General features: G+C 43.9%; 15 protein-coding genes. 10 read left to right on the top strand and 5 right to left on the bottom strand.

Annotated elements, in window-relative coordinates:
* Positions 1–119: 119 nt before the first annotated feature.
* A complete protein-coding gene (hemA, locus tag BMX95_RS05930) occupies positions 120–1,358 on the bottom strand; it encodes a glutamyl-tRNA reductase (RefSeq protein ID WP_081201064.1) in 1,239 nt (412 codons plus the stop codon).
* A 464-nt stretch (positions 1,359–1,822) separates the two neighbouring features.
* Here hemA and hemH point away from each other — a divergent pair, with 464 nt between their 5' ends.
* The 4 genes from hemH to BMX95_RS34425 all read left to right on the top strand — a co-directional run bounded on the left by hemH (position 1,823) and on the right by BMX95_RS34425 (position 8,724).
* The gene (gene hemH / locus BMX95_RS05935; protein ID WP_081201065.1) at positions 1,823–2,845 is read left to right on the top strand and encodes a ferrochelatase; all 1,023 of its coding nucleotides are present in this window, start codon (positions 1,823–1,825) and stop codon (positions 2,843–2,845) included.
* A gap of 51 nt (positions 2,846–2,896) precedes the next feature.
* On the top strand, positions 2,897–3,424 hold the full coding sequence (locus tag BMX95_RS05940; protein WP_081201066.1) for a CopD family protein: 528 nt from the start codon (positions 2,897–2,899) through the stop codon (positions 3,422–3,424).
* A gap of 997 nt (positions 3,425–4,421) precedes the next feature.
* Entirely contained in the window at positions 4,422–7,829 is a 3,408-nt protein-coding gene (gene ileS / locus BMX95_RS05945) for an isoleucine--tRNA ligase (RefSeq protein ID WP_081201067.1), read from the top strand.
* Positions 7,830–7,833: 4 nt separating this feature from the next.
* Entirely contained in the window at positions 7,834–8,724 is an 891-nt protein-coding gene (locus BMX95_RS34425; RefSeq protein WP_107686029.1) for a TraR/DksA family transcriptional regulator, read from the top strand.
* A 144-nt stretch (positions 8,725–8,868) separates the two neighbouring features.
* Here the strand turns inward: BMX95_RS34425 and BMX95_RS05955 are convergent, their stop codons facing one another.
* A complete protein-coding gene (locus tag BMX95_RS05955) occupies positions 8,869–10,986 on the bottom strand; it encodes a S9 family peptidase (protein ID WP_081201068.1) in 2,118 nt (705 codons plus the stop codon).
* A gap of 210 nt (positions 10,987–11,196) precedes the next feature.
* Positions 11,197–13,014, bottom strand: a complete 1,818-nt coding sequence (locus tag BMX95_RS05960) for an ABC transporter ATP-binding protein (protein ID WP_081201069.1) — start codon at positions 13,012–13,014, stop codon at positions 11,197–11,199.
* Positions 13,015–13,081: 67 nt separating this feature from the next.
* On the opposite strand from BMX95_RS05960, the gene rbfA reads away from it, so the two are divergent.
* Entirely contained in the window at positions 13,082–13,453 is a 372-nt protein-coding gene (rbfA, locus tag BMX95_RS05965; RefSeq protein WP_081201070.1) for a 30S ribosome-binding factor RbfA, read from the top strand.
* A gap of 30 nt (positions 13,454–13,483) precedes the next feature.
* Positions 13,484–14,707 carry an FtsX-like permease family protein gene (locus tag BMX95_RS05970; protein ID WP_081201071.1) on the top strand — a complete coding sequence of 408 codons (1,224 nt, stop codon included), beginning with the start codon at positions 13,484–13,486 and terminating at the stop codon, positions 14,705–14,707.
* Between the two features lie 150 nt (positions 14,708–14,857).
* Here BMX95_RS05970 and BMX95_RS05975 read toward each other — a convergent pair whose 3' ends face one another.
* A complete protein-coding gene (locus BMX95_RS05975; RefSeq protein ID WP_081201072.1) occupies positions 14,858–15,694 on the bottom strand; it encodes a transketolase in 837 nt (278 codons plus the stop codon).
* 241 nt (positions 15,695–15,935) lie between these two features.
* Between BMX95_RS05975 and BMX95_RS05980 the strand changes: the two genes are divergently transcribed.
* Both BMX95_RS05980 and frr read left to right on the top strand, forming a co-directional pair.
* On the top strand, positions 15,936–17,069 hold the full coding sequence (locus tag BMX95_RS05980; protein ID WP_081201073.1) for an MraY family glycosyltransferase: 1,134 nt from the start codon (positions 15,936–15,938) through the stop codon (positions 17,067–17,069).
* A 182-nt stretch (positions 17,070–17,251) separates the two neighbouring features.
* Positions 17,252–17,815 (top strand): ribosome recycling factor, encoded by a 564-nt coding sequence (gene frr / locus BMX95_RS05985; protein ID WP_081201074.1) that lies wholly within the window; start codon positions 17,252–17,254, stop codon positions 17,813–17,815.
* 78 nt (positions 17,816–17,893) lie between these two features.
* On the opposite strand, the gene BMX95_RS05990 is transcribed toward frr, so the two are convergent.
* Positions 17,894–18,796, bottom strand: coding sequence for a DMT family transporter (locus BMX95_RS05990; RefSeq protein ID WP_081201075.1), 903 nt, complete (start codon positions 18,794–18,796; stop codon positions 17,894–17,896).
* Positions 18,797–18,862: 66 nt separating this feature from the next.
* Between BMX95_RS05990 and BMX95_RS05995 the strand changes: the two genes are divergently transcribed.
* Both BMX95_RS05995 and mscL read left to right on the top strand, forming a co-directional pair.
* Entirely contained in the window at positions 18,863–19,612 is a 750-nt protein-coding gene (locus BMX95_RS05995; protein WP_081201076.1) for a PPK2 family polyphosphate kinase, read from the top strand.
* A gap of 93 nt (positions 19,613–19,705) precedes the next feature.
* Positions 19,706–20,071 carry a large conductance mechanosensitive channel protein MscL gene (mscL, locus tag BMX95_RS06000; RefSeq protein WP_317043931.1) on the top strand — a complete coding sequence of 122 codons (366 nt, stop codon included), beginning with the start codon at positions 19,706–19,708 and terminating at the stop codon, positions 20,069–20,071.
* The last annotated feature ends 17 nt before the right edge of the window (positions 20,072–20,088 follow it).

Raw genomic sequence — 20,088 nt, forward strand, 5'->3', positions numbered from 1 at the left:
CTTGTTCAAAATTTCTGCAAAGCTAATAAACAGCAGTCGGCAATCGGCAATACTGAATCGGCAATTGGTAAATAATTAACCGCCATTCGCTCTCTGCCCTTTGCCTTCTGCCTTCTGCCCTAGTTCGACGGCGCAATAAACTCATTGATAGCTTCTATATAATAACAGCCACGTTGGTTATTCTGGCGCATTTTAGAAGCCATGCCATTTATTACCCGTTGTATTTTCTCGTCGGCGTTTTTAGTTTGAACCGCAGTTAATTCGGGTGAAAGTCGTATGTAAGATGGAAAGGTCTGGATCTCTTTTAATTTCGTTTTAACGGCTTTGAATACCGGTACATGCTTGCGCATTTCGAACCATTCCAGGAATTCGTCGATGTGTTCCTGAATGATGGACATGGCCTTGGGTACTTCACCTTCCCGCATTTGCAGGGTTTCGTCTTTCAGTTTCGACAGCTCATCAACATTCACCAGGTGTACGTTGGGTAATTCCTGGGCGCTTTCTTCTACATTGAAAGGAACCGACAGGTCGATGATCAGTTTTTCGCCCTTGCCTTCCAGGTGCGATTTCTTTATGGTGGGTTCTACCGAATTAGTAGCTACCAGTATAATGTCGGAGGTCTCTATTTTTTCAGCCAGCTCAGTCAGCGGAGCGTGATGCAGGTTCAGCTCTTCTGCCAGTTGGGCGGCTTTATCGTGGGTGCGGTTAATAAGGGTAATGTGGTCGGCATTCAGGTAATCAACCAGGTTCTTACAGGTATTACGACCAATTTTACCAACACCCAGTAACAGGATCTTTTTATTGGAGATGTCTGTTATTTTTTCGCGGATGTACTGAACCGCAGCAAAGGAAACCGAAACGGTGCCACCGCTGAGGTTGGTTTGGTTCTTAATGGCCTTTGAAGATTGCAGCACACAGTTTACCAAACGTTCCATAAAGGTTTCGGTAAAGCCATGTTCTTTGCTGAATTTCACTGCCTGTTTAATCTGCCCTACAATTTCATAATCACCCAGTATCTGCGAGTCGATACCGGCAGCAACAGAGAAAAGGTGCTCAATGGCGGCCATCCCTTTTTTTATGTATGCTAATTGGGTAAAAGTGGAAGCGTTTCCTTCGGTTTGGGTGCACAGGAGGTTGATCAGTTGATCGGCACTTTCTGCAAAACCGTAAATTTCGGTACGGTTACAGGTGCTTAAAACAAATAACTCATGCAAACCAAATTCGGGGGCTTTGGAAAGTAGGGTAGCGTATTGATCATTACTCACTGCAAACTGGCCTCTAATCGCAGCATCGGATTTTTTGTAATTGATCCCGGCTATGAAAAACTTTGTGATATCCTTGGTACTGTTTCCGTGCATGAATACTGAATTCTGAAAAGTGACACTGCAAAAATACTTTCGGACTCGTCAATGTCCTAATATGTCTGTCATTTCAATGTCATTTTACTGTCTGATTATCATCATCTGCGCATATGAGTAAATTCATTGATGTTTTTGCAGAATGAATTGTGGGTTATTGCGAACGTTTGTTTGGTTGGAACCATGCAGTATGTTAAAGAACAGAATTTCTCAGTCGGGATGCGGATTTCGGACGAAATCAGCACCGGTAAAATGAGCCCAATACCCTGTTAAAAATGACCGTTAAGGCAAATTTGGCGCTTCAGCCCCTCGTTTTTTGAAAAATGTGACAATGTCCTCGTCCTGGTGAACGGATATGTCATCGGCCGGTAAAAAAGAGCCGGCGACGGGGTAGGCAGGCTACCCACACCGGAATAAATTTGATTTTTAAGTTGTTAACCTGATTAATTTTGCAGCCAATTATTATGACAACTACAAAAAAAGGTATAGTATTAATGAATCTGGGGTCACCCGATTCGACCAAAGTGAAGGATGTTCGTCGGTATCTGAATGAATTTTTGATGGATGAACGGGTAATCGATATGCCTTACCTGAGCCGGTTATTATTGGTAAAAGGCCTCATTGTTCCATTCAGGGCGCCAAAATCGGCCCATGCCTATTCTACTATCTGGACTAAGGAAGGTTCTCCATTAATGGTATTGAGCAAGCAATTACAGGCGGCTTTGCAACAACAGGTAACAGAACCTGTGGCGCTGGCTATGCGGTATGGTACGCCGGCCCCCTGGACTGCCTACGATGAACTGTTGGAAAAAGATCCTGACCTGGAAGAAGTGGTGCTGGTACCTTTGTATCCCCATTATGCGTTGAGCAGTTATGAAACTGCGGTGGAATATGCAAAAGAAGCACATGTGAAAGGAAAATATTCTTTCAAGCTAACTATTATTCCGCCCTTTTATGATAATACCCTGTACCTCGATTCATTGGCCGAAAGCATAAAACCCTACTTACAGCAGGAATACGATCATATTGTGTTCAGCTATCATGGTATTCCTGAGCGGCATGTACATAAAACAGATGTAACGGGACACCACTGCTTAAAGGTTGATAATTGTTGTGAAATAAACAGTGAAGCACACAAGTATTGTTACCGGCACCAATGCCTGTTCACTACAAAGAAAATGGTTGAGATGCTGCAGATACCGGCAAATAAATACAGCTATGCATTTCAGTCACGTTTAGGTAGAGATGAATGGTTAAAACCTTATACCGCAAAACGACTGACGGAATTCCCGTCGGAAGGCGTAAAGAAATTACTGATAGCTTGTCCGGCTTTTGTAAGTGATTGCCTGGAAACCCTGGAAGAAATAGCCGGGCAGGGTAGAGAAGCCTTTATTGCGGCTGGTGGTGAATCGTTAACACTGATCCCCTGTATGAATGTGCATCCGATGTGGGTGAAGGCAATTGCGAGTTGGATAAAAGAGTACTAAATATAGAATGTTGAATATTTTATCATAGCACCATAGCGATTACTTATTCCTATGTATAACTACATCAAAGCACTACACATCGTTTTCATTGTAACCTGGTTCAGTGGTATGTTCTATATCGTTCGGCTTTTTGTGTATAACACCGAAGCAGGGGAGAAAGAGGAACCGGAGAAAAGCATTCTGCGCAAACATTTCACCATCATGATCAAACGCCTTTGGTTTGGCATTACCTGGCCATCGGCGGTGCTCACGCTTATATTTGGTCCGTTAATGTGGTGGCAACTGGGCGTACTGCCCGACTGGTTATTGATAAAACTCCTTTTTGTACTGGGTCTATATGCGTATCATTTTTCGCTGCATGCTATTTATAAACAGCAAATGAGTGGCGTATTCAAATACAGTTCACAAAAGCTGCGCATCTGGAATGAAGTGGCAACTATCTTTCTGGTTGCTATAGTAATGTTGGCAACCGTAAAACAAAACATGAGTGTGGTGTGGGGACTGGTGGGACTTATTGGTTTTGTAATGGTCTTAATGAGTGCTATCAAGATCTATAAAAATATCAGAACGAAAAAGTGAGTTGTCAATAAAAAAACCTCCAACCGGAGGTTTTACTAAAGGGTTACAAATGTCTTTACTTCCCGAAAACGGGCTGCGTTCGTAGGCACTGCATAATTGCCTGGATGGTTTTCCACAGGCATAACCAGAGATTAAAAACGGGAAGGTAGCGGATTACAAAAAGGTATAAAAAGAAAAACCTTTCCTTAGTTTTAGAATTTTAAAGGAAAGGGGAGCAGGACTACTCCCCTTTTTAACCCCTAAACCCTAAACCGTAGAAAAGGTTTTTCATATAATGAGGTAAACAGTAATCGTTGTTAAGAGCGTTTGTGTTAAGGACTTAATACTTAGAAAATATCGTACCAAAAATCACTCAATCACACATTTCAAGTCGCTATTATTTTCAACATTTATTGGTATTGTAAAGAGCTCCTAAATAGTTCCATAAATTATGCCAAACGTCATTTTTGTGGATAAACCCAGCATAAAATCACATGCTTCATTAAAAATCTTCAAACAACTTCCCTAATACCCAAATAAGTTTCATTATACCGGGTACGGTATAACTATAACCTCAAAACCGCTCGATTTCTTAAGAATTATGATAAAAAAAATTAGTGGTAAAACACACGTTTTGTACTTCGTATAAAACATGTTGAAACAACGAGGGTATAGTGGATGACTACCAATTGCAAATAAATATTGGTTAACAGGAGAGGCGCAGGATGTTTGAAGCAGTTTGGTGCCTAATTGCAATGGACCTCACAAGGACCTGACAGGGACCTCACAGGGACCAGGCAGGGACCTGATAGGGAGTTTATCCCTGTCAGGTCCGGGGTATGTCCCTTCCTGGCCTGCGGTATCTAAGCCCCTGTTGTACAGGCACTGGCTTACAGCTAACTGCTAAACCCTATCCGCCAACTTTTCAGTACCTTTGCACACTTTTCGGGCTGCGGAATGTACTATATTTTTCTTCAGCTCCAAACAACAGTGTTTAAACAGATTTACCCGGAATTATATGGCAGTTAACTACAGAGAGTTTCAGAAATTGAATTTGCCTGTTATAGAACAGGAAATGTTAGCTAAATGGAATGAAAACCAGGCATTTGAGAAAAGTGTGTCGCTGCGTAACGATGCTCCTTCCTTTGTGTTTTATGAAGGTCCGCCCAGCGCCAACGGAATGCCGGGAATTCACCACGTTATCAGCCGCACTTTAAAAGACCTGGTTTGCCGCTATAAAACCATGCGTGGCTTTCAGGTAAGCCGCAAAGCCGGTTGGGATACCCATGGCCTGCCAATTGAGCTGGGGGTAGAAAAAGAGCTGGGCATCACCAAAGAAGACATCGGTAAAAAGATCTCTGTTGAAGAATACAACCGCAAATGCCGCGAGGCCGTAATGCGGTACAAAGATAAATGGGACGACATCACCAAGAAAATGGGGTATTGGGTTGACCTGAACGAACCTTATATCACCTTCGAGAACAATTACATAGAAACCCTTTGGTACCTGCTGAGCAAGATGTATGAAAAGGGATTGTTGTACGAAAGCGTAAGCATTCAGCCCTATTCTCCTGCGGCTGGTACCGGTCTTAGTTCGCACGAACTGAATCAGCCAGGTTGCTATAGAAATGTAAAAGATACCAGCGCCGTGGCTATGTTCAAGGCAGTGAAAGATGAAAAATCAGCTTTTCTGTTCGATGCCATCAAAGATCAGAATAAAGAGGTTTTCTTCATGGCCTGGACCACCACCCCTTGGACCCTGCCATCGAACCTGGGCTTAACAGTAGGAGGTCGCATCAACTATGTGCTGGTGCAAACCTTCAACCCCTATACACATTTACCGGTTAACGTGGTGCTGGCCAAAGACCTGCTGGGTAAATACTTTAAACCAGAAGCCGAAAACACCGGTTTTGAGGAATACAAAGAAGGCGACAAAGTGCTGCCCTGGAGAATACTTACCGAATTCAAAGGTGCTCAAATAGAGGGTTGCCAGTATGAGCAGCTGCTGCCTTACGAGGCTAACTCTATGGAATCTATCACGGCACTGAATCCCGATGCCAAACCTTTCCGGGTATTGATCGGTGATTTCGTTACTACCGAAGATGGTACCGGTATCGTACACACCGCCCCTGATTTTGGTGCAGATGACTTCAGGGTTGGTAGCAAATACAATATCGGCGGTTTTAGCGGGATAAATAAATACGGTAAACTGGAAAAACTGGTGCTGGTTGACCGTACCGGTAAATTCGTGGAAGGACTGGGCGAGTTCAGCAACCGGTACGTAAAGAATTATAAAGACGAGAAAGATTATGTTGATGTGAATGTTGACATCAGCGTAAAACTGAAAAAAGAGAACCGCGCCTTCAAGGTTGAAAAATATGAGCATAATTATCCACACTGCTGGCGAACCGATAAACCGGTGTTGTACTATCCGTTAGATGCCTGGTTTATAAAAACTACTGCCCTGAAAGACAGGCTGGTGGCCCTGAACAAAACCATTAACTGGAAGCCAAAGTCAACCGGTGAAGGCCGTTTTGGCAACTGGCTCGAAAACATGGTTGACTGGAACCTGAGCCGCAGCCGGTTCTGGGGTACCGCCTTACCTGTCTGGAAAACCGAAGATGGCGCTGAAGAAAAATGTATTGGTTCGGTTCCTCAATTGAAAGAAGAAGCGGCTAAAGCAGATAAAGCATTGGGTACCAATAATGCCCGCCTTATGAACGACCTCGATCTGCATAAACCTTATGTAGATGAGATTGTGTTGGTGAGCGAATCGGGCAAACCCATGAAACGCGTACCCGACCTGATTGACGTTTGGTTCGATAGCGGTGCCATGCCATATGCGCAATGGGGCCTCGATCATGAAAAACTGAAAGCCGGCGACCCCATGCCTTTCAAAGAACCATTCAGCAAAAACTTCCCGGCTTCCTTTATTGCCGAAGGAGTTGACCAAACACGCGGCTGGTTCTATACCCTGCACGCTATAGCTGGTCTGTTATTTGATTCTGTTGCTTATCAAACCTGCGTTTCGAACGGGCTTGTGCTGGATAAGACCGGAAACAAAATGAGTAAGCGCCTCGGTAATGTGGTTGATCCGTTTAAAACCATTGAACAATACGGCGCCGATGCCACCCGCTGGTACCTCATCACGAATGCCTCGCCGTGGGAGAACATGAAATTCGACCTGGAAGGGATCAAAGAAGTGCAGCGTAAATTCTTCGGTACCTTATATAATACTTACCAGTTCTTTGCGCTGTATGCCAATGTAGATGGATTTGCTTTTAAAGAAGCCTATATACCACTGGAGCAACGGCCAGAGATCGATCGCTGGATCCTGTCTTCCCTGAACACCCTTGTAAAGAAGGTAACGGAGTACATGGACGATTACGAGCCTACACAGGCTGGTCGCGTTATTGAAGAGTTTATGGATGAACACCTAAGCAACTGGTATGTAAGGTTGTGCCGCCGCCGGTTCTGGAAAGGGGAGTACGAACATGATAAGATCTGTGCTTACCAAACCCTGTACGAGTGCCTGGAAACGGTGTTGAAACTGATGGCGCCTATTTCGCCTTTCTTTAGCGACGCTTTGTTCCAGAACCTGAACGCAGTAACCGGCAGGCATAAGGTAGAATCGATACACCATGCCGATTTCCCCGTTAGTAACCCAGCCGCCGTGGATGCTTCCCTGGAAGAACGTATGCAGTTGGCGCAGGACAGCTCATCGCTGGTATTATCATTGCGTAAAAGGGTGAATATCAAGGTGCGCCAGCCCCTGCAAAAGGTGTTGATCCCTGTGTTGAACAAACACATGAAAAACCAGATAGAACTGGTGGAAGACCTGATAAAAAGTGAGGTGAATGTCAAGGAGATAGAGTACCTAACGGAGGATAACGGGTTTATTAAAAAGAAGATAAAGCCAAATTATACGGTATTGGGTAAGAAGTTGGGTGGAAAAATGAAAGCGGTGGCAGCAGCATTAGCCGAATTTACCCAGGAAGACATAGCCAAATTGGAAAAAGATGGTACAATTTCATTGCAAATTGACAACGAACCCTTAATATTACAGACTAATGAAGTAGAGATCACCAGTGAAGATATCCCCGGGTGGATGGTGGCCAATAAAGATGCTCTCACCGTGGCTTTGGATGTAACCGTGTCCCCAGAACTGGTCAGCGAAGGAAATGCCCGCGAATTAGTTAACCGTATCCAGAAAATCCGCAAAGACAGTGGTTTTGAACTCACTGATCGAATACTGGTAAAAGTAACTGAACACCAGGAGTTGAATCAATCGATCGCCCAATTTAATAATTATATTTGTGCGGAAATTTTGGCAGACAAACTTGAACTAGTACCTGAATTACCAGATGGCACCGAAATTGAAGTGAACGATATTCCAATAAAAGTGTTCGTTACTAAAAAAGCGTAAATGTATGGCAACCAAGAAAAAGGCGGCCAAGCCAGCAAAAAAAACGATTGCCCCGAAAAAATCGGCTCGTCCGGTTGTGGGGGCAACCAAATCTGCTGCAAAAAAAATAGTTGCTAAAAAGGATGTTAAGCCTGCTGCAAAAAAGGCAGTTAAGCCACCTGTTGAAAAGAAGGCCCCGATAAAACACGCGGCCGTTGCTCACCACGAGGTTGCTGCCAAGGCACATGCAAAACCATCCCATGCACCTGATACGGCTAAGCCTGTTGCCAAACACGTTGATATAAAAGAAATTAAAGATATTAAAAAGACAGTGGAGGCTCCTGTTAAGGTCGAAAAGCCGGAAGTAAAGGTGGAAGTCAAAAAACCGGAACCGGTTATTCCACCTCCACCACCTAAAAAACCGGAGCCCCCAAAACCGGTAAAAGTGGTGATTCCGGAAATAAAGACAAAAACATCGCGTCGATACGAACCGGAATTCACGAAATCAGTATTAGATCAACCAGAAAACATTCAAACAGGACCAACCATGAGATATAGTGATGCCGAACTGAGCGAGTTCAAAGACCTGATCCTGAAAAAAGCAGAGCAGGCCAAAAAAGAACTTACTTATTTACAGGGTTTAATAACCCGCAAAGATGAAATGGGTGGCGATGAAAACGAAAATCGCTACATGACCATGGAAGATGGCAGTATGAGTATGGAACGGGAGCAGTTGGCCCAAATGGCCAGCCGTCAGATCAATTACATTGATCACCTGGAGAAAGCTCTGATGCGCATCGAAAACAAAACGTATGGCATTTGCCGGGTAACCGGTAAACTCATCGATAAAGCCAGGTTACGCGCGGTACCGCACGCTACCCTGAGCATCGAGGCCAAGCAAATGATGAATAAATAGTCGTTTGCCAATCGGTTGGTAATCATTCTGCTTTTAGTGGAATGGGTTTGTTATGCCAGTTATACATTAAATTATTAAGCCCCCTTGGTTATACCGAGGGGGCTTTGTTTGTTTAAGAAGACAGAAATTTCATACCACCTGTCTCTAAAATCCTTTCTGCGCGCTGTCAGGTGCCCAAAAAGCTGCCGGCATCGGCTTCTCCAGTAAGTACTGATAATAGAATTTGTAAGCCTCATAGCGGCTATGAACGCCTTTCGCACCGATAAAGCCATGGCGTTCGCCGGGATACAGCATAAATTCAAAATGCTTTTTCATATCCTCCAGCTTATTGATGAATACCAGGCTGTTTTGCATATGTACATTGTCGTCTGAAGTGCCATGTACAATACGCAACAATCCTTTGTATTTATTGGCATACGTTAAAACCGACGTGTTTTTATAACCTTCCGGATTGTCCTGGGGCGTATTCATAAAGCGTTCGGTGTAATGCGTATCATAATATTGCCAGTCAGTTACCGAAGAATTGGCTATGCCATATGGGAATACATCGGCACCATAGGTGAGGGCCATACAGGTCATATAACCACCAAAGCTGCCACCGGTAATACACAGCTTGTTGCTGTCTACCCAGGGCTGGCGTTTTAACCAGCGGCCACAGGCCATAAAATCTTCAATTTCATATTTACCTAACTGACGGAAAATATAGTTCAAACCCTTCTTGCCAAAATGGCCACTGCTGCGGTTATCAAAGGCAACCTGTATCATACCCTCCTGTGCAAACCACTGCGCAGGGGAGCCGGTTGGCCGCCAGCGGTCGTATACAGTACCGGCATTAGGGCCCCCATAAATACTGATAAGCACCGGGTATCTTTTTGCAGGATCGAAGTTGATGGGGTAGGTGATCAGAACTGGTAACTCAAACGTACCATCGGTTGAAGTAACATATTTCAACTCGCTTTTAGGCAGGTTGTAATCATTAAAGCTGCTTCCTTTACTGCTGGCCACTTCCCTTACCACTTTGCCTTTGGCATCAACCAGGGCCAGCGCGGGCGGTGTACTCAGGTTTGAATAACCGGTAATAAAATAACTGCCGTTGGGCGAAACGCTGATGAGGTCATGACTGTATTCGCCAAAACTCAGTCGGGTAAGGCCTTTACCATCTAACCCCGCTTTATAGAAATCAAAACGGGCCGAGTTTTCTTTGCGGGCTTTGAAATATACCACGTTTGCTTTGGCATCGATCTTTATGATGCTGGTTCCCCAAAAATTGCCGTTGGTGATGGCATTCTTTAACTGACCGTTGTTATCGTAGTAGTATAAGTTTTCCCAGCCATCGCGATCGCTTTTTACAATACAACCTTTCCCTGCAGGGAGAAAAGTGATGCGTTCACTTTCATCCAGGTCGATCCAGGTAGATTGCTTTTCATCGTACACCTCTTTTTTACTGCCATCGGTGAGGTTGATGCTATAAAACTTCAGGTTGTTTTGTTTCCGGTTCATCCATTGGATCCATAATTGCCCATCGGGCGACCAGGCGGGGGCGCCGAAGTACTGATCGTCCTGAGCATTGAAATCGGCCCAAACAATGTTGTTGGCGTCAACGGAGGCGATACCGATCTTAACATCGGGGTTTTTATCACCAGCCTTGGGATAGCGGGTGTTTTCAAGATAACCATGCTGGCCATCAGCCACATAAATGGGAAATACGGGCACCTGCGATTCGTCGAAGTGCATAAAACAAAGGTGTTTGCTGTCGTCGCTCCACCAGAATGCTTTGTATTTGGTGGCGCGGCCAAGGATCTCTTCATAATACACCCAGCTGCTGTAGCCGTTTAAAATGGTGGTAGATCCATCGGTAGTCAGCTTTGTTTCTTTGCCGGCAGCTACATCATAGAGATACAGGTTGTTATCTTTTTTGGTGTAGGCTGCATATTTTTTATTGGGGGAGAACGTGATGTTTATACCGCCGGAAATACTGGTAGAAGGCTGCAGCTGGCTCATATCCATATCGGGATAGGGGACTGCTTTTCCGGTTTTTACATCTACCATGGTGGTTGACAGGTGGCCGTCGGCCTCTTTTTGCGTAAGCAGATAATGGGCGTCGTCTGCCCAGCCTTTAACCGTTGGTAGTTGTTTTACAACATTGGTTTCACCGTTCTTGAAGATCTGTTCAAAGGTGTAATTCTGTTTTTGAGCATGGGTTGATATCGCAATCAGTAACAGGCATGGCAATAACCTGCCTTTGGTAGCAGCCATTTTCATGTAGTATGTTTAAATATTTAATCCGAAAATTAGCTATTTAGATAATTTGGCGGCATTTTCATGGCTGAATGGTTGAATCTATTGACAGCAGGTAATATGATTAGTAGTTAATGGACGATAGCAAAATACTGGTTGCAGGTTTCAGGTAACACGTTACAGGGAAAGGTTTTAAAAAAGAAAACCCTGCAACCTGAAACTTGTAACCTGTGACTACTTAACTTCCTGCATTTCAACCAGTTTTCTGTAGAAGCCGTTCTGGCCGATCAGGGTATCATGTGTACCCCGTTCTACGATCTTCCCTTTTTGCAAAACGATTATTTCATCGGCGTGGCGGATGGTGCTTAACCGGTGTGCAATAACAATGCTGGTACGGTTTTCCATCATTTTATTGATGGCATCCTGAACCAGTCGCTCGCTTTCGGTATCCAGAGAGGAGGTGGCTTCGTCGAGGATAAGAATAGGAGGGTTCTTTAATACAGCGCGGGCGATGGTGAGGCGCTGGCGTTCGCCACCGCTCAGTTTGCTACCCCGGTCGCCTATATTGGTTTGATAATTTTCATCTTTTTTCATGATGAAATCATGGGCATTGGCTATACGGGCGGCCTGCTCAATTTCAGCAATATTGGCCACCGGATTACCCAGGGAAATGTTGGCGGCAATGGTATCGTTGAACAGGATGGGCTCCTGGGTTACAATACCCATTTGATCGCGCAACGACAGCAACGAATATTCCTTGATGTTAACGCCATCGATCAGCAGTTCGCCGGTGGTGGCATCATGAAAACGAGGTACCAGGTCGGCCAGGGTACTTTTACCGGCGCCGGAGGAGCCTACAAAGGCAACTGTTTTACCCTTTTCAATAGTGAGGTTAATGTTATCGAGAATGGTGATGTCGTCGTATTTGAAGGTTACATTTTTGAACTCGATCCTGCTGCCAAATGTTTGCAGCTGACGGGGATTATCCGATTCTTTTACCATTACAGGTGCAACTAATACCTCTTCAACCCGGTCGATGGCAGCAGCGCCCCGACGCATATTATAAAATGCCTGGGAAAGTGATTTGGCCGGTTGAATGATCTGGTAAAACAAAGAAAGGTAGGTGATGAAGGCTTCAGGCGCCAGACCTTTGCCGTTGAACACCATGTACCCGCCAATGAGGAGGATGCAGCAAAAGATCATTACGCCCAGGAACTCCGACATAGGGGACGCCAGGTCGCGTTTGAAGGCCATTTGTATACGCAATTTGTTCAGGCGGTTGTTGGTACCAAAGAAACGGTCGCGCATCAGTTTTTCGGCATTGAAGGCTTTTACTACCCGTAAACCACCCAGGGTTTCATCAAGAATACTTAACATTAACCCCTGTTCTTCCTGCGCCTCGTTAGACTGTCTTTTCAGGCTTTTACTCACCTTACCAAGGATAAATCCGGCTACGGGTAATAATATCAGCATCACCAGGGACAGTCCGGGACTTAAGAAGATAAGGGAAGCCAGTACTATGATGATGTTCAGCGGGTCTTTTATCAATCCTTCCAGGGCGCCCACGACACTCCACTCGACCTCATTCATGTCGTTACTCATACGCGACATCATATCGCCTTTACGCTGATCGGTGAAATAGCTTACGGGCAGCACCAATATCTTATTATACAGGTCTTCCCGGAAATTGGTCATAATGCGGTTGCGCAGCGGAATAAGCATACGGAACCCCAGGTATAAAAACAGATTTTTAAATAAGATGGAAAGTATAATGGACACACAAATGGCGATCAGGGCCTGTGTATAGCCGTAGTGAATGATGAGGTATGACAACCCATATTTCAGCTGGTTCATCAACCCCTCGGAGTTCCATTGAACAGCCGGTCTTACGGTAAGGGGTGGTTCATTGGAAAATAACAGTTTTAAGAAAGGAGCCAACATTGCCAGCGAAACCAGCGAAAAAATTATAGATAACAGGTTGAAAACTAAGTATCCTACAATTCTGCTCTTTTGGTCCCGCAGGTAAAAGAAAATCCTTGAAAATCGCTTCATGAATCAGTTAAATAATGAGTAAACGGTGCAAAGTAACTAATTTTACGGCTATTAAACCGTTAAGGAAATGCAAGAAGGGAAACGCCAAAAACAGGTGGGAAGTTTACTAAACGAAGAATTAAATCTGATTTTTCAGCGATTGGGGCTGAGTATGATCGACGGAGGGATGGTATCCATTACTTCCGTAAAACTGACGCCCGACCTGCTGGAAGCCCGGATATACCTGAGTTTGTTCCAGGTTCAGGATGCCGACAGCACCCTGAAAAAGATTGAAGAAAGAGGCTGGGAAATAAAAAGGGAGCTCACCGCCCGCGTGGCCAAACAGTTACGGCGCATGCCCGAACTGAAGTTTTATCTCGATGATACGCTGGACCATGTGTTTAAAATGGAAGAATTGTTCAAGAAGATCAATCCCGACGACGACAAGAACAAACAATAGAAAAGATTATAGTACCCAAAACACAAACTATTGAACTTTCTTTTTGCCTGGCGATATTTTAAAGCGAAAAAAAGTACCAATGCCATCAATGTTATTGCATGGGTGAGCATTGTTGCCATTATGGGTATTACGTTTGCCTTTATTGTAGTACTAAGTGTGTTCAACGGATTTGAAGGACTGGTAAAGTCATTGTATTCTTCGTTCTATCCCGATATAAAGATCTCAGCCAAATCGGGCAAAACCATAATTCTCACGCCACAGCAGCTGCAAAAACTGGCAGCTATAAAAGGAGTACATGCCTATAGCCTGGTAGCAGAAGAAAAAACATTGCTTATAAATGGCGATGTGGTGGTACCTGTTAATCTCAAAGGAGTCGATACCTCTTATGAGTCAGTGGCCGGTGTGGCCCAGAAACTGATCCGGGGTAATTTTCAAACCGGTAATGCAGAGGAGCCTTCGCTTGTTTTGGGCAATGGGGTAGAGAATGCCGTAGGTATTGAAAGCGATAAATACCTTTACCCGCTTTCCGTATATGCTTTTAAACGCGGCATGAACTTCAATGTCGCTGATCCATATCAGTCGGTACAGGCTGCCAAGATCGCTACTTCCGGTACTTTTTTAATTCAACAGGATATAGATAACAAATACGCCATCACCAATCTGGATTTCATGAAAGGGTTGATGGGACTGGGGCCAAATGAATACAGCAGCGTTGAGATGGGCCTGCATGGTAGTGTACAGGATAAAGACGTACAAAAGGAAATACAGCAACTGTTGGGGATAACCTATTCAGTAGAAACGAAGTATGAGCAAAATCAAAGTTTGTACAGTGTAATGAGCCTGGAGAAGTGGGCTATTTATGGCATTCTTACGTTGATGCTGATCGTGGCTGCTTTTACCATGATCGGCAGTTTGACCATGCTGGTGCTGGAAAAACAAAAAGACATCCAGGTATTGAAATCGATGGGTGCCAATAATAAACTGATACAAAAGATCTTTTTGACGGAGGGGTTGCTGTTAGCAGGTATTGGGTGTTTGGGCGGTGTGATACTGGCGGTCATCTTCTGCTGGGCCCAGGTGAAGTATAAGATCATTGCTATACAAGGCGGCACGTTTTTAATTGATTACTACCCGGTACAATTAGTCGCAACCGATTTTCTGCTGGTGTTGCTGACCGTATCGCTGGTAGCCTTTCTGGCCTCCTGGTTCCCTTCGCGTAAGGCTGCATTGCAACCTATTGAATTGAGGAGTTAAGGGATTGGGAGGTAGTGAACTTTTCTTTCCCATGCATATGAGACGTATATAATATTTAACTACTTATAAAGGTAGTGATTTTGAATCCTTACATAAAACAAAAAGCCCTCCCGATGGATCGGAAGGGCTATAATATTATAAAGCTTCTTATTAATAATCGCCAAGTGTCTCTGGTAATTGAGCAAGGGCTGAAGCCAGCTGCTCATCGTTGGGCGCAATACCATGCCATTCGTGGTGGCCTTCCATGAAATCAACACCGGCGCCCATTACTGTTCTCATAAGAACAACAACTGGTTTGCCTTTACCTGTATGTTTTTTGGCTTCTTCCAAACCTGCAACTACCGCGTCAACATCGTTTCCTTTGTCGAGATGTACCACATCCCAGCCAAAAGCTTCGAATTTAGCACCCAGGTCGCCCAGTTTCATCACTTTATCGGTAGGGCCATCAATTTGCTGACCATTCCAGTCAATTGTAGAAATAAGGTTATCAACGCCTTTAGCACCTGCAAACATGATAGCTTCCCAGTTCTGACCTTCATCAAGTTCTCCATCGCCATGTAAGGTATATACTGTAGTATTTTCGCCATTGAGCTTTTTGGTCAACGCAGCGCCTATGCCTACGCTCATGCCCTGGCCAAGAGAACCCGAGGCAATGCGAATACCGGGCAGGTGTTCGTGCGTTGCAGGGTGACCTTGTAAACGGGAGTCTATTTTACGAAAAGTTGCCAGTTCCTTTACATCGAAATAACCTGCGCGGGCTAAAGTAGAATAAAATACTGGTGAAATATGTCCGTTCGATAATACGAAAACATCTTCATTGCGGGCGTCCATATCAAACTGAGGATTATGCTTCATTACCTTGAAGTATAAGGCAGTAAAGTACTCAGTACAGCCCAATGAACCCCCTGGGTGGCCACTAGCGCAACCATGAACCATACGAACTATATCCCTGCGAATTTGTGTAGCAATGTCCTTTAAAGCTGGCATAGCGCAATTAAAATTTGGTTGCAAAACTACAGGAATTGTTTTGTATCAATAAATCAAATTAAACTTTCCCAATATTTTTATATCAAATGCCGTTTTATAAAGGAATTTACTAATTAAAGTAAGTGTTATTAATAGTTGGAATTCCGAAAATACGCTGTAATTTGCGTTGCTTTGTTGTGTGTGAGCCCCAACCGGCCCGATTAGTAGCACGTATTTTATTTCCAAGACTAAAATCAGGCTGATGTTTGATGTATTATTCTCTATAGCTATTTCATTCGCAATTACCTTTTTAGCTATCCCGGTAATTATTACCGTTGCAGAACAGAAAAAACTATTTGACATTCCTGATGAAAGAAAAGTGCACCAAAGCCCAATTCCTTCATTAGGTGGTCTGGGGATATTTGCCGGGTTTATGCTGGCTTGTCTCATTGCTATCCCTTACCAGTCTGCGAGTGACTTCCAATATTATTTTGCAGCAGCATTTGTTATCTTCTTCCTGGGGTTGAAGGATGATATTCTGGTAATATCACCCATCAAGAAGTTCATTGGCCAGGTATTGGCTGCCTTCCTCATCATTTACAAAGGAAACGTTCAGATAAAGAGCATGTATGGCTTTTTGGGCATACATGAATTGCCTGAAATGTTCAGCCTGTTGTTAACTTACCTGACCATCATCGTGATCATTAACTCGTTTAATTTGATCGATGGTATCGACGGGCTCGCTGGTACATTAGGGTTGATGGCTTCTACCGTCTTCGGTTTTTATTTCCTACAGGTTAACATGCTGCCTTATTCGATCCTGGCCTTTTCACTGGCCGGCAGTCTGATGGCTTTCCTGATCTTTAATTTTCAACCGGCAAAAATATTCATGGGTGATACGGGATCACTGCTCATAGGATTGGTGAATGCCATACTGGTTGTAAAATTCATCAGCGTAGCCAATCAAACCGATATAGCGGTACCTGTTATTGCATCACCGGCCATCAGCGTAGCCATACTGGTAATACCTTTAATGGATACCCTGCGGGTGTTTGCGATAAGAGCTTTTCACCGTCGTTCACCTTTTAGTCCCGATAGAAATCACATTCATCACCTGTTGCTCGACAGAGGTTATTCACACCGGTTTATAACTATTGCACTGGTATCGATCAATATGCTGTTCATAGTGGCTGCTTATGCAGGTCGTAACCTGGGTTGCACCTGGATCATCCTGGCTATTCTGACCATATTCTTTTCCGGCATTGCAGCCCTGTACTATACCCGGCCACGTGCACGCCTGTATGTTGCTAAAACCATGGAGGCAACCGATGGCGAATTGAAAAGCTCCAAGATCGTACCGCTTACTACCGATACCATTCTGGAACATAAGAATTAGTTCCAGGTTCCAGGTTTCAAGTACCAGGTTGAAATTCACATTTTAAGCCTTGTAGTCCCGATTTATCAGAGCAAGCCCTGCAACCTGTAACCTGTAACTGCAAATTGGCACCGCAAAGCAGTAACTTTGTATCTGAAGCCATTCATTTTTTGTAGGTTTGCAGGCATTTAATATTTCTTCCTATGTCAGATGAATTAAATATTATTATTGAATCAACCCAGGAGGGCATGGATAAAGCCATTAGTCACCTGGAAACGGAATTAGTAAAAGTACGTGCCGGTAAAGCCAATCCAAACCTGGTAGACGGTATTGTAGTTGATTATTATGGAACACCTACACTTATTAGCCAGGTGGGAAATGTTTCGGTAGCCGATGCGCGTACCTTAACCATTCAACCCTGGGAAAAAAATATGCTTCAGCCTATTGAAAGGGCCATTATTGCCGCTAACATTGGAATTAATCCACAGAATGACGGTAATATGATCCGGTTATTTATGCCCCCATTAACCGAGGAAAGGCGTAAGGAACTGGTGAAGAGAGCACAGGGCGAAGGTGAACATTCAAAAGTAGCCATCCGCAATATTCGCCGCGACGCCATGGAAGGGGTGAAGAAATTACAAAAGAATGGTTTAAGTGAAGATGTGTGCAAAGATGCCGAAAAGAACATCCAGGAAATGACCGACCGCTACATTTCGTTGGTTGATAAACACCTGGCGGCTAAAGAAAAAGAAATTATGACCGTTTAATTTTCAAAATAAGGAGTAGGAGGTTTGAGGTAAGACGCTCGCTTATTTCAGATCTCCTACTTTTTCTTTTTGTACTTCCTACATCTTGCTTCCTGTTTCTTTCTTCTTCCATCTGGTTGTAACATATACTCCTGCCAGAATAATTACCAGCCCAAGTATCTGCCAGCCATTGATCGTTTCTCCCGCCAATACGCCCCACGATAAAGCAATAAACGGAATGCCATAGGTTACCATGGACGCAAACAATCCACCGGAGCGTTTTATCAAAATATAAAAAAGGACTGTGGCTACAGCTGTTCCCATAATACCTAAAAGGGAAGAAGCGCTACTTGAAAAAACAATGCCTTTTTGAGAAAGCGGCAGGGAGAAATAACCGGTAAACCAAAGGATTATTAAGCAAGGCAGCAACAATAAAGCAAAACTAACTGCTACCACAGAAAGCGAGCCGATCTCTTTTAAATGACGGCCCACCAGGTTTATATTCAAACCATACAGAACGGTTGCCACCAACGCAAAACTGGCGTAAGAAAAGTACTGCACGTTTACATTTCCTTTGGCAAACAGCAATACCAGCATTCCGCTGATGGCTATCAGTACGCCGGTTAATTTGTGCAATTGAAATACCTGGCCAAAGAATAACAATCCGGTAAATATGGTAAAAACAGGTGTAAGTGAATTGAGAAAGCCAGCCAGGCTGCTATCGATCTTTGTTTCAGCCAGGCAGAATAAATAAGCCGGAATAAAGCTGCCCAATATTCCTGATAGAAAAACAATACCCAGCTTATTGGCTGGAATATTTTTCCAGTGGCGGATGGCAACGGGTAATAACACCACCCCCGCGCTGAGTATGCGGATGGTGGCTACCTGGTAAGGACTTAAAAACTTCATTCCTTCCTTCATGAGGATGAATGAACTTCCCCAGATGATACAGAGTGCAGTGAAAACAAGTCCACCGATAAGGCTATCTCTTGTGACTGACATGCAAATATTTGTTCAAAAATCAGGTATTAACTTTGAAAAGTGATAATTTGAAATAAACATATTTCCATGGCTAATATTAAACTGAAGGAAATCAGTACCCGGGCGCCCAAAGACCTGAACAAAGAAGAAACAAAAGAAAAATTGACTGGTATACTGGCGAAGCTCGATCAGCTGCAGAACTTATTGTATGCCGAATCGATACATTCGGTGTTGATAGTTTTGCAGGGAATGGATGCCAGCGGGAAAGACGGTCTTGTAAGAAAGGTTTTTACCAGCATGAATCCACAGGGCGTACGCGTACACTCATTCAAGGTACCTACCTCCGAAGAGGCGAGTCATGATTTTTTATGGCGCATACATGCAGCCGCTCCGTCAAAAGGTATGATCCAGTTGTTTAACCGCTCGCAATATGAAGATGTACTGGTGACCAGGGTGCATAAAATGATCGACGATAAAACAGCCAGAAAGCGCATGAAGGCGATCAATGATTTTGAACAGTTGTTAGTGGAGCATAACAATACACAGATCCTGAAATTCTACCTGCATATATCGCCCGAAGAACAACAAGAGCGTTTACAGGAACGCATTCATAACCCGGCCAAACAATGGAAGTACAACGAAAGCGATTTTCAAGAAGCCAAGTTGTGGGACGATTACATGGCTGCGTATGAAGATTGTTTTGAACATTGTAACGATGTACCCTGGACTATTGTGCCTGCCGATCAAAACTGGTATAAGGAATACGTTATAGCCAGCGCCTTGCTGAAGACGCTGGAGAAACTGGACATGCAATTTCCCGGATTGAAAAAAGGTTAATGGGGATTTATTAGTACGTTTGGGGTCAATGGGTTAAAAATTTAATATATTAGTTCTAAATATCATTAACAACTAAAACTATATTTTATGGGTATGATGAAAGAATTCAAAGAGTTTGCCATGAAGGGCAACGTAGTTGACCTGGCAATTGGTGTTATCATTGGCGCGGCTTTTAGTAAGATTGTTAGTTCGTTGGTTGATGATGTTATAACGCCCCTGTTATTAAAACCTGCCCTCGACGCTGCTAACCTGCAGGACCTGGACAAACTGGTTATAATGGGCACCGTTAAGGTTGGAGTATTCCTTTCGGCAATACTTAACTTCATAATTGTTGCATTCATACTTTTCCTGATAGTGAAAGGTATAAACCGGTTCAAGAAAAAAGAAGAAGCAGCACCCACCGTTACACCCGAGGATATAATTTTATTGCGTGAAATTAGAGATGCATTAAAGAAATAACCTATGTGGTTTTTATA

Origin of the sequence: Niastella yeongjuensis (assembly GCF_900110245.1) — a bacterium.
Taxonomy (GTDB): Bacteria; Bacteroidota; Bacteroidia; order Chitinophagales; family Chitinophagaceae; genus Niastella; species Niastella yeongjuensis.

What these genes read in the sequence shown, in the direction of transcription:
- hemA (WP_081201064.1), bottom strand. Translation starts at nt 1,358, where the DNA reads ATGCACGGAAACAGTACCAAGGATATCACAAAGTTTTTCATAGCCGGG.
- BMX95_RS05995 (WP_081201076.1), top strand. Translation starts at nt 18,863, where the DNA reads ATGGCTAATATTAAACTGAAGGAAATCAGTACCCGGGCGCCCAAAGAC.
- BMX95_RS05980 (WP_081201073.1), top strand. Translation starts at nt 15,936, where the DNA reads ATGTTTGATGTATTATTCTCTATAGCTATTTCATTCGCAATTACCTTT.
- BMX95_RS05955 (WP_081201068.1), bottom strand. Translation starts at nt 10,986, where the DNA reads ATGAAAATGGCTGCTACCAAAGGCAGGTTATTGCCATGCCTGTTACTG.
- BMX95_RS05975 (WP_081201072.1), bottom strand. Translation starts at nt 15,694, where the DNA reads ATGCCAGCTTTAAAGGACATTGCTACACAAATTCGCAGGGATATAGTT.
- frr (WP_081201074.1), top strand. Translation starts at nt 17,252, where the DNA reads ATGTCAGATGAATTAAATATTATTATTGAATCAACCCAGGAGGGCATG.
- BMX95_RS05940 (WP_081201066.1), top strand. Translation starts at nt 2,897, where the DNA reads ATGTATAACTACATCAAAGCACTACACATCGTTTTCATTGTAACCTGG.
- BMX95_RS34425 (WP_107686029.1), top strand. Translation starts at nt 7,834, where the DNA reads ATGGCAACCAAGAAAAAGGCGGCCAAGCCAGCAAAAAAAACGATTGCC.
- hemH (WP_081201065.1), top strand. Translation starts at nt 1,823, where the DNA reads ATGACAACTACAAAAAAAGGTATAGTATTAATGAATCTGGGGTCACCC.
- mscL (WP_317043931.1), top strand. Translation starts at nt 19,706, where the DNA reads ATGATGAAAGAATTCAAAGAGTTTGCCATGAAGGGCAACGTAGTTGAC.
- BMX95_RS05960 (WP_081201069.1), bottom strand. Translation starts at nt 13,014, where the DNA reads ATGAAGCGATTTTCAAGGATTTTCTTTTACCTGCGGGACCAAAAGAGC.
- ileS (WP_081201067.1), top strand. Translation starts at nt 4,422, where the DNA reads ATGGCAGTTAACTACAGAGAGTTTCAGAAATTGAATTTGCCTGTTATA.
- rbfA (WP_081201070.1), top strand. Translation starts at nt 13,082, where the DNA reads ATGCAAGAAGGGAAACGCCAAAAACAGGTGGGAAGTTTACTAAACGAA.
- BMX95_RS05990 (WP_081201075.1), bottom strand. Translation starts at nt 18,796, where the DNA reads ATGTCAGTCACAAGAGATAGCCTTATCGGTGGACTTGTTTTCACTGCA.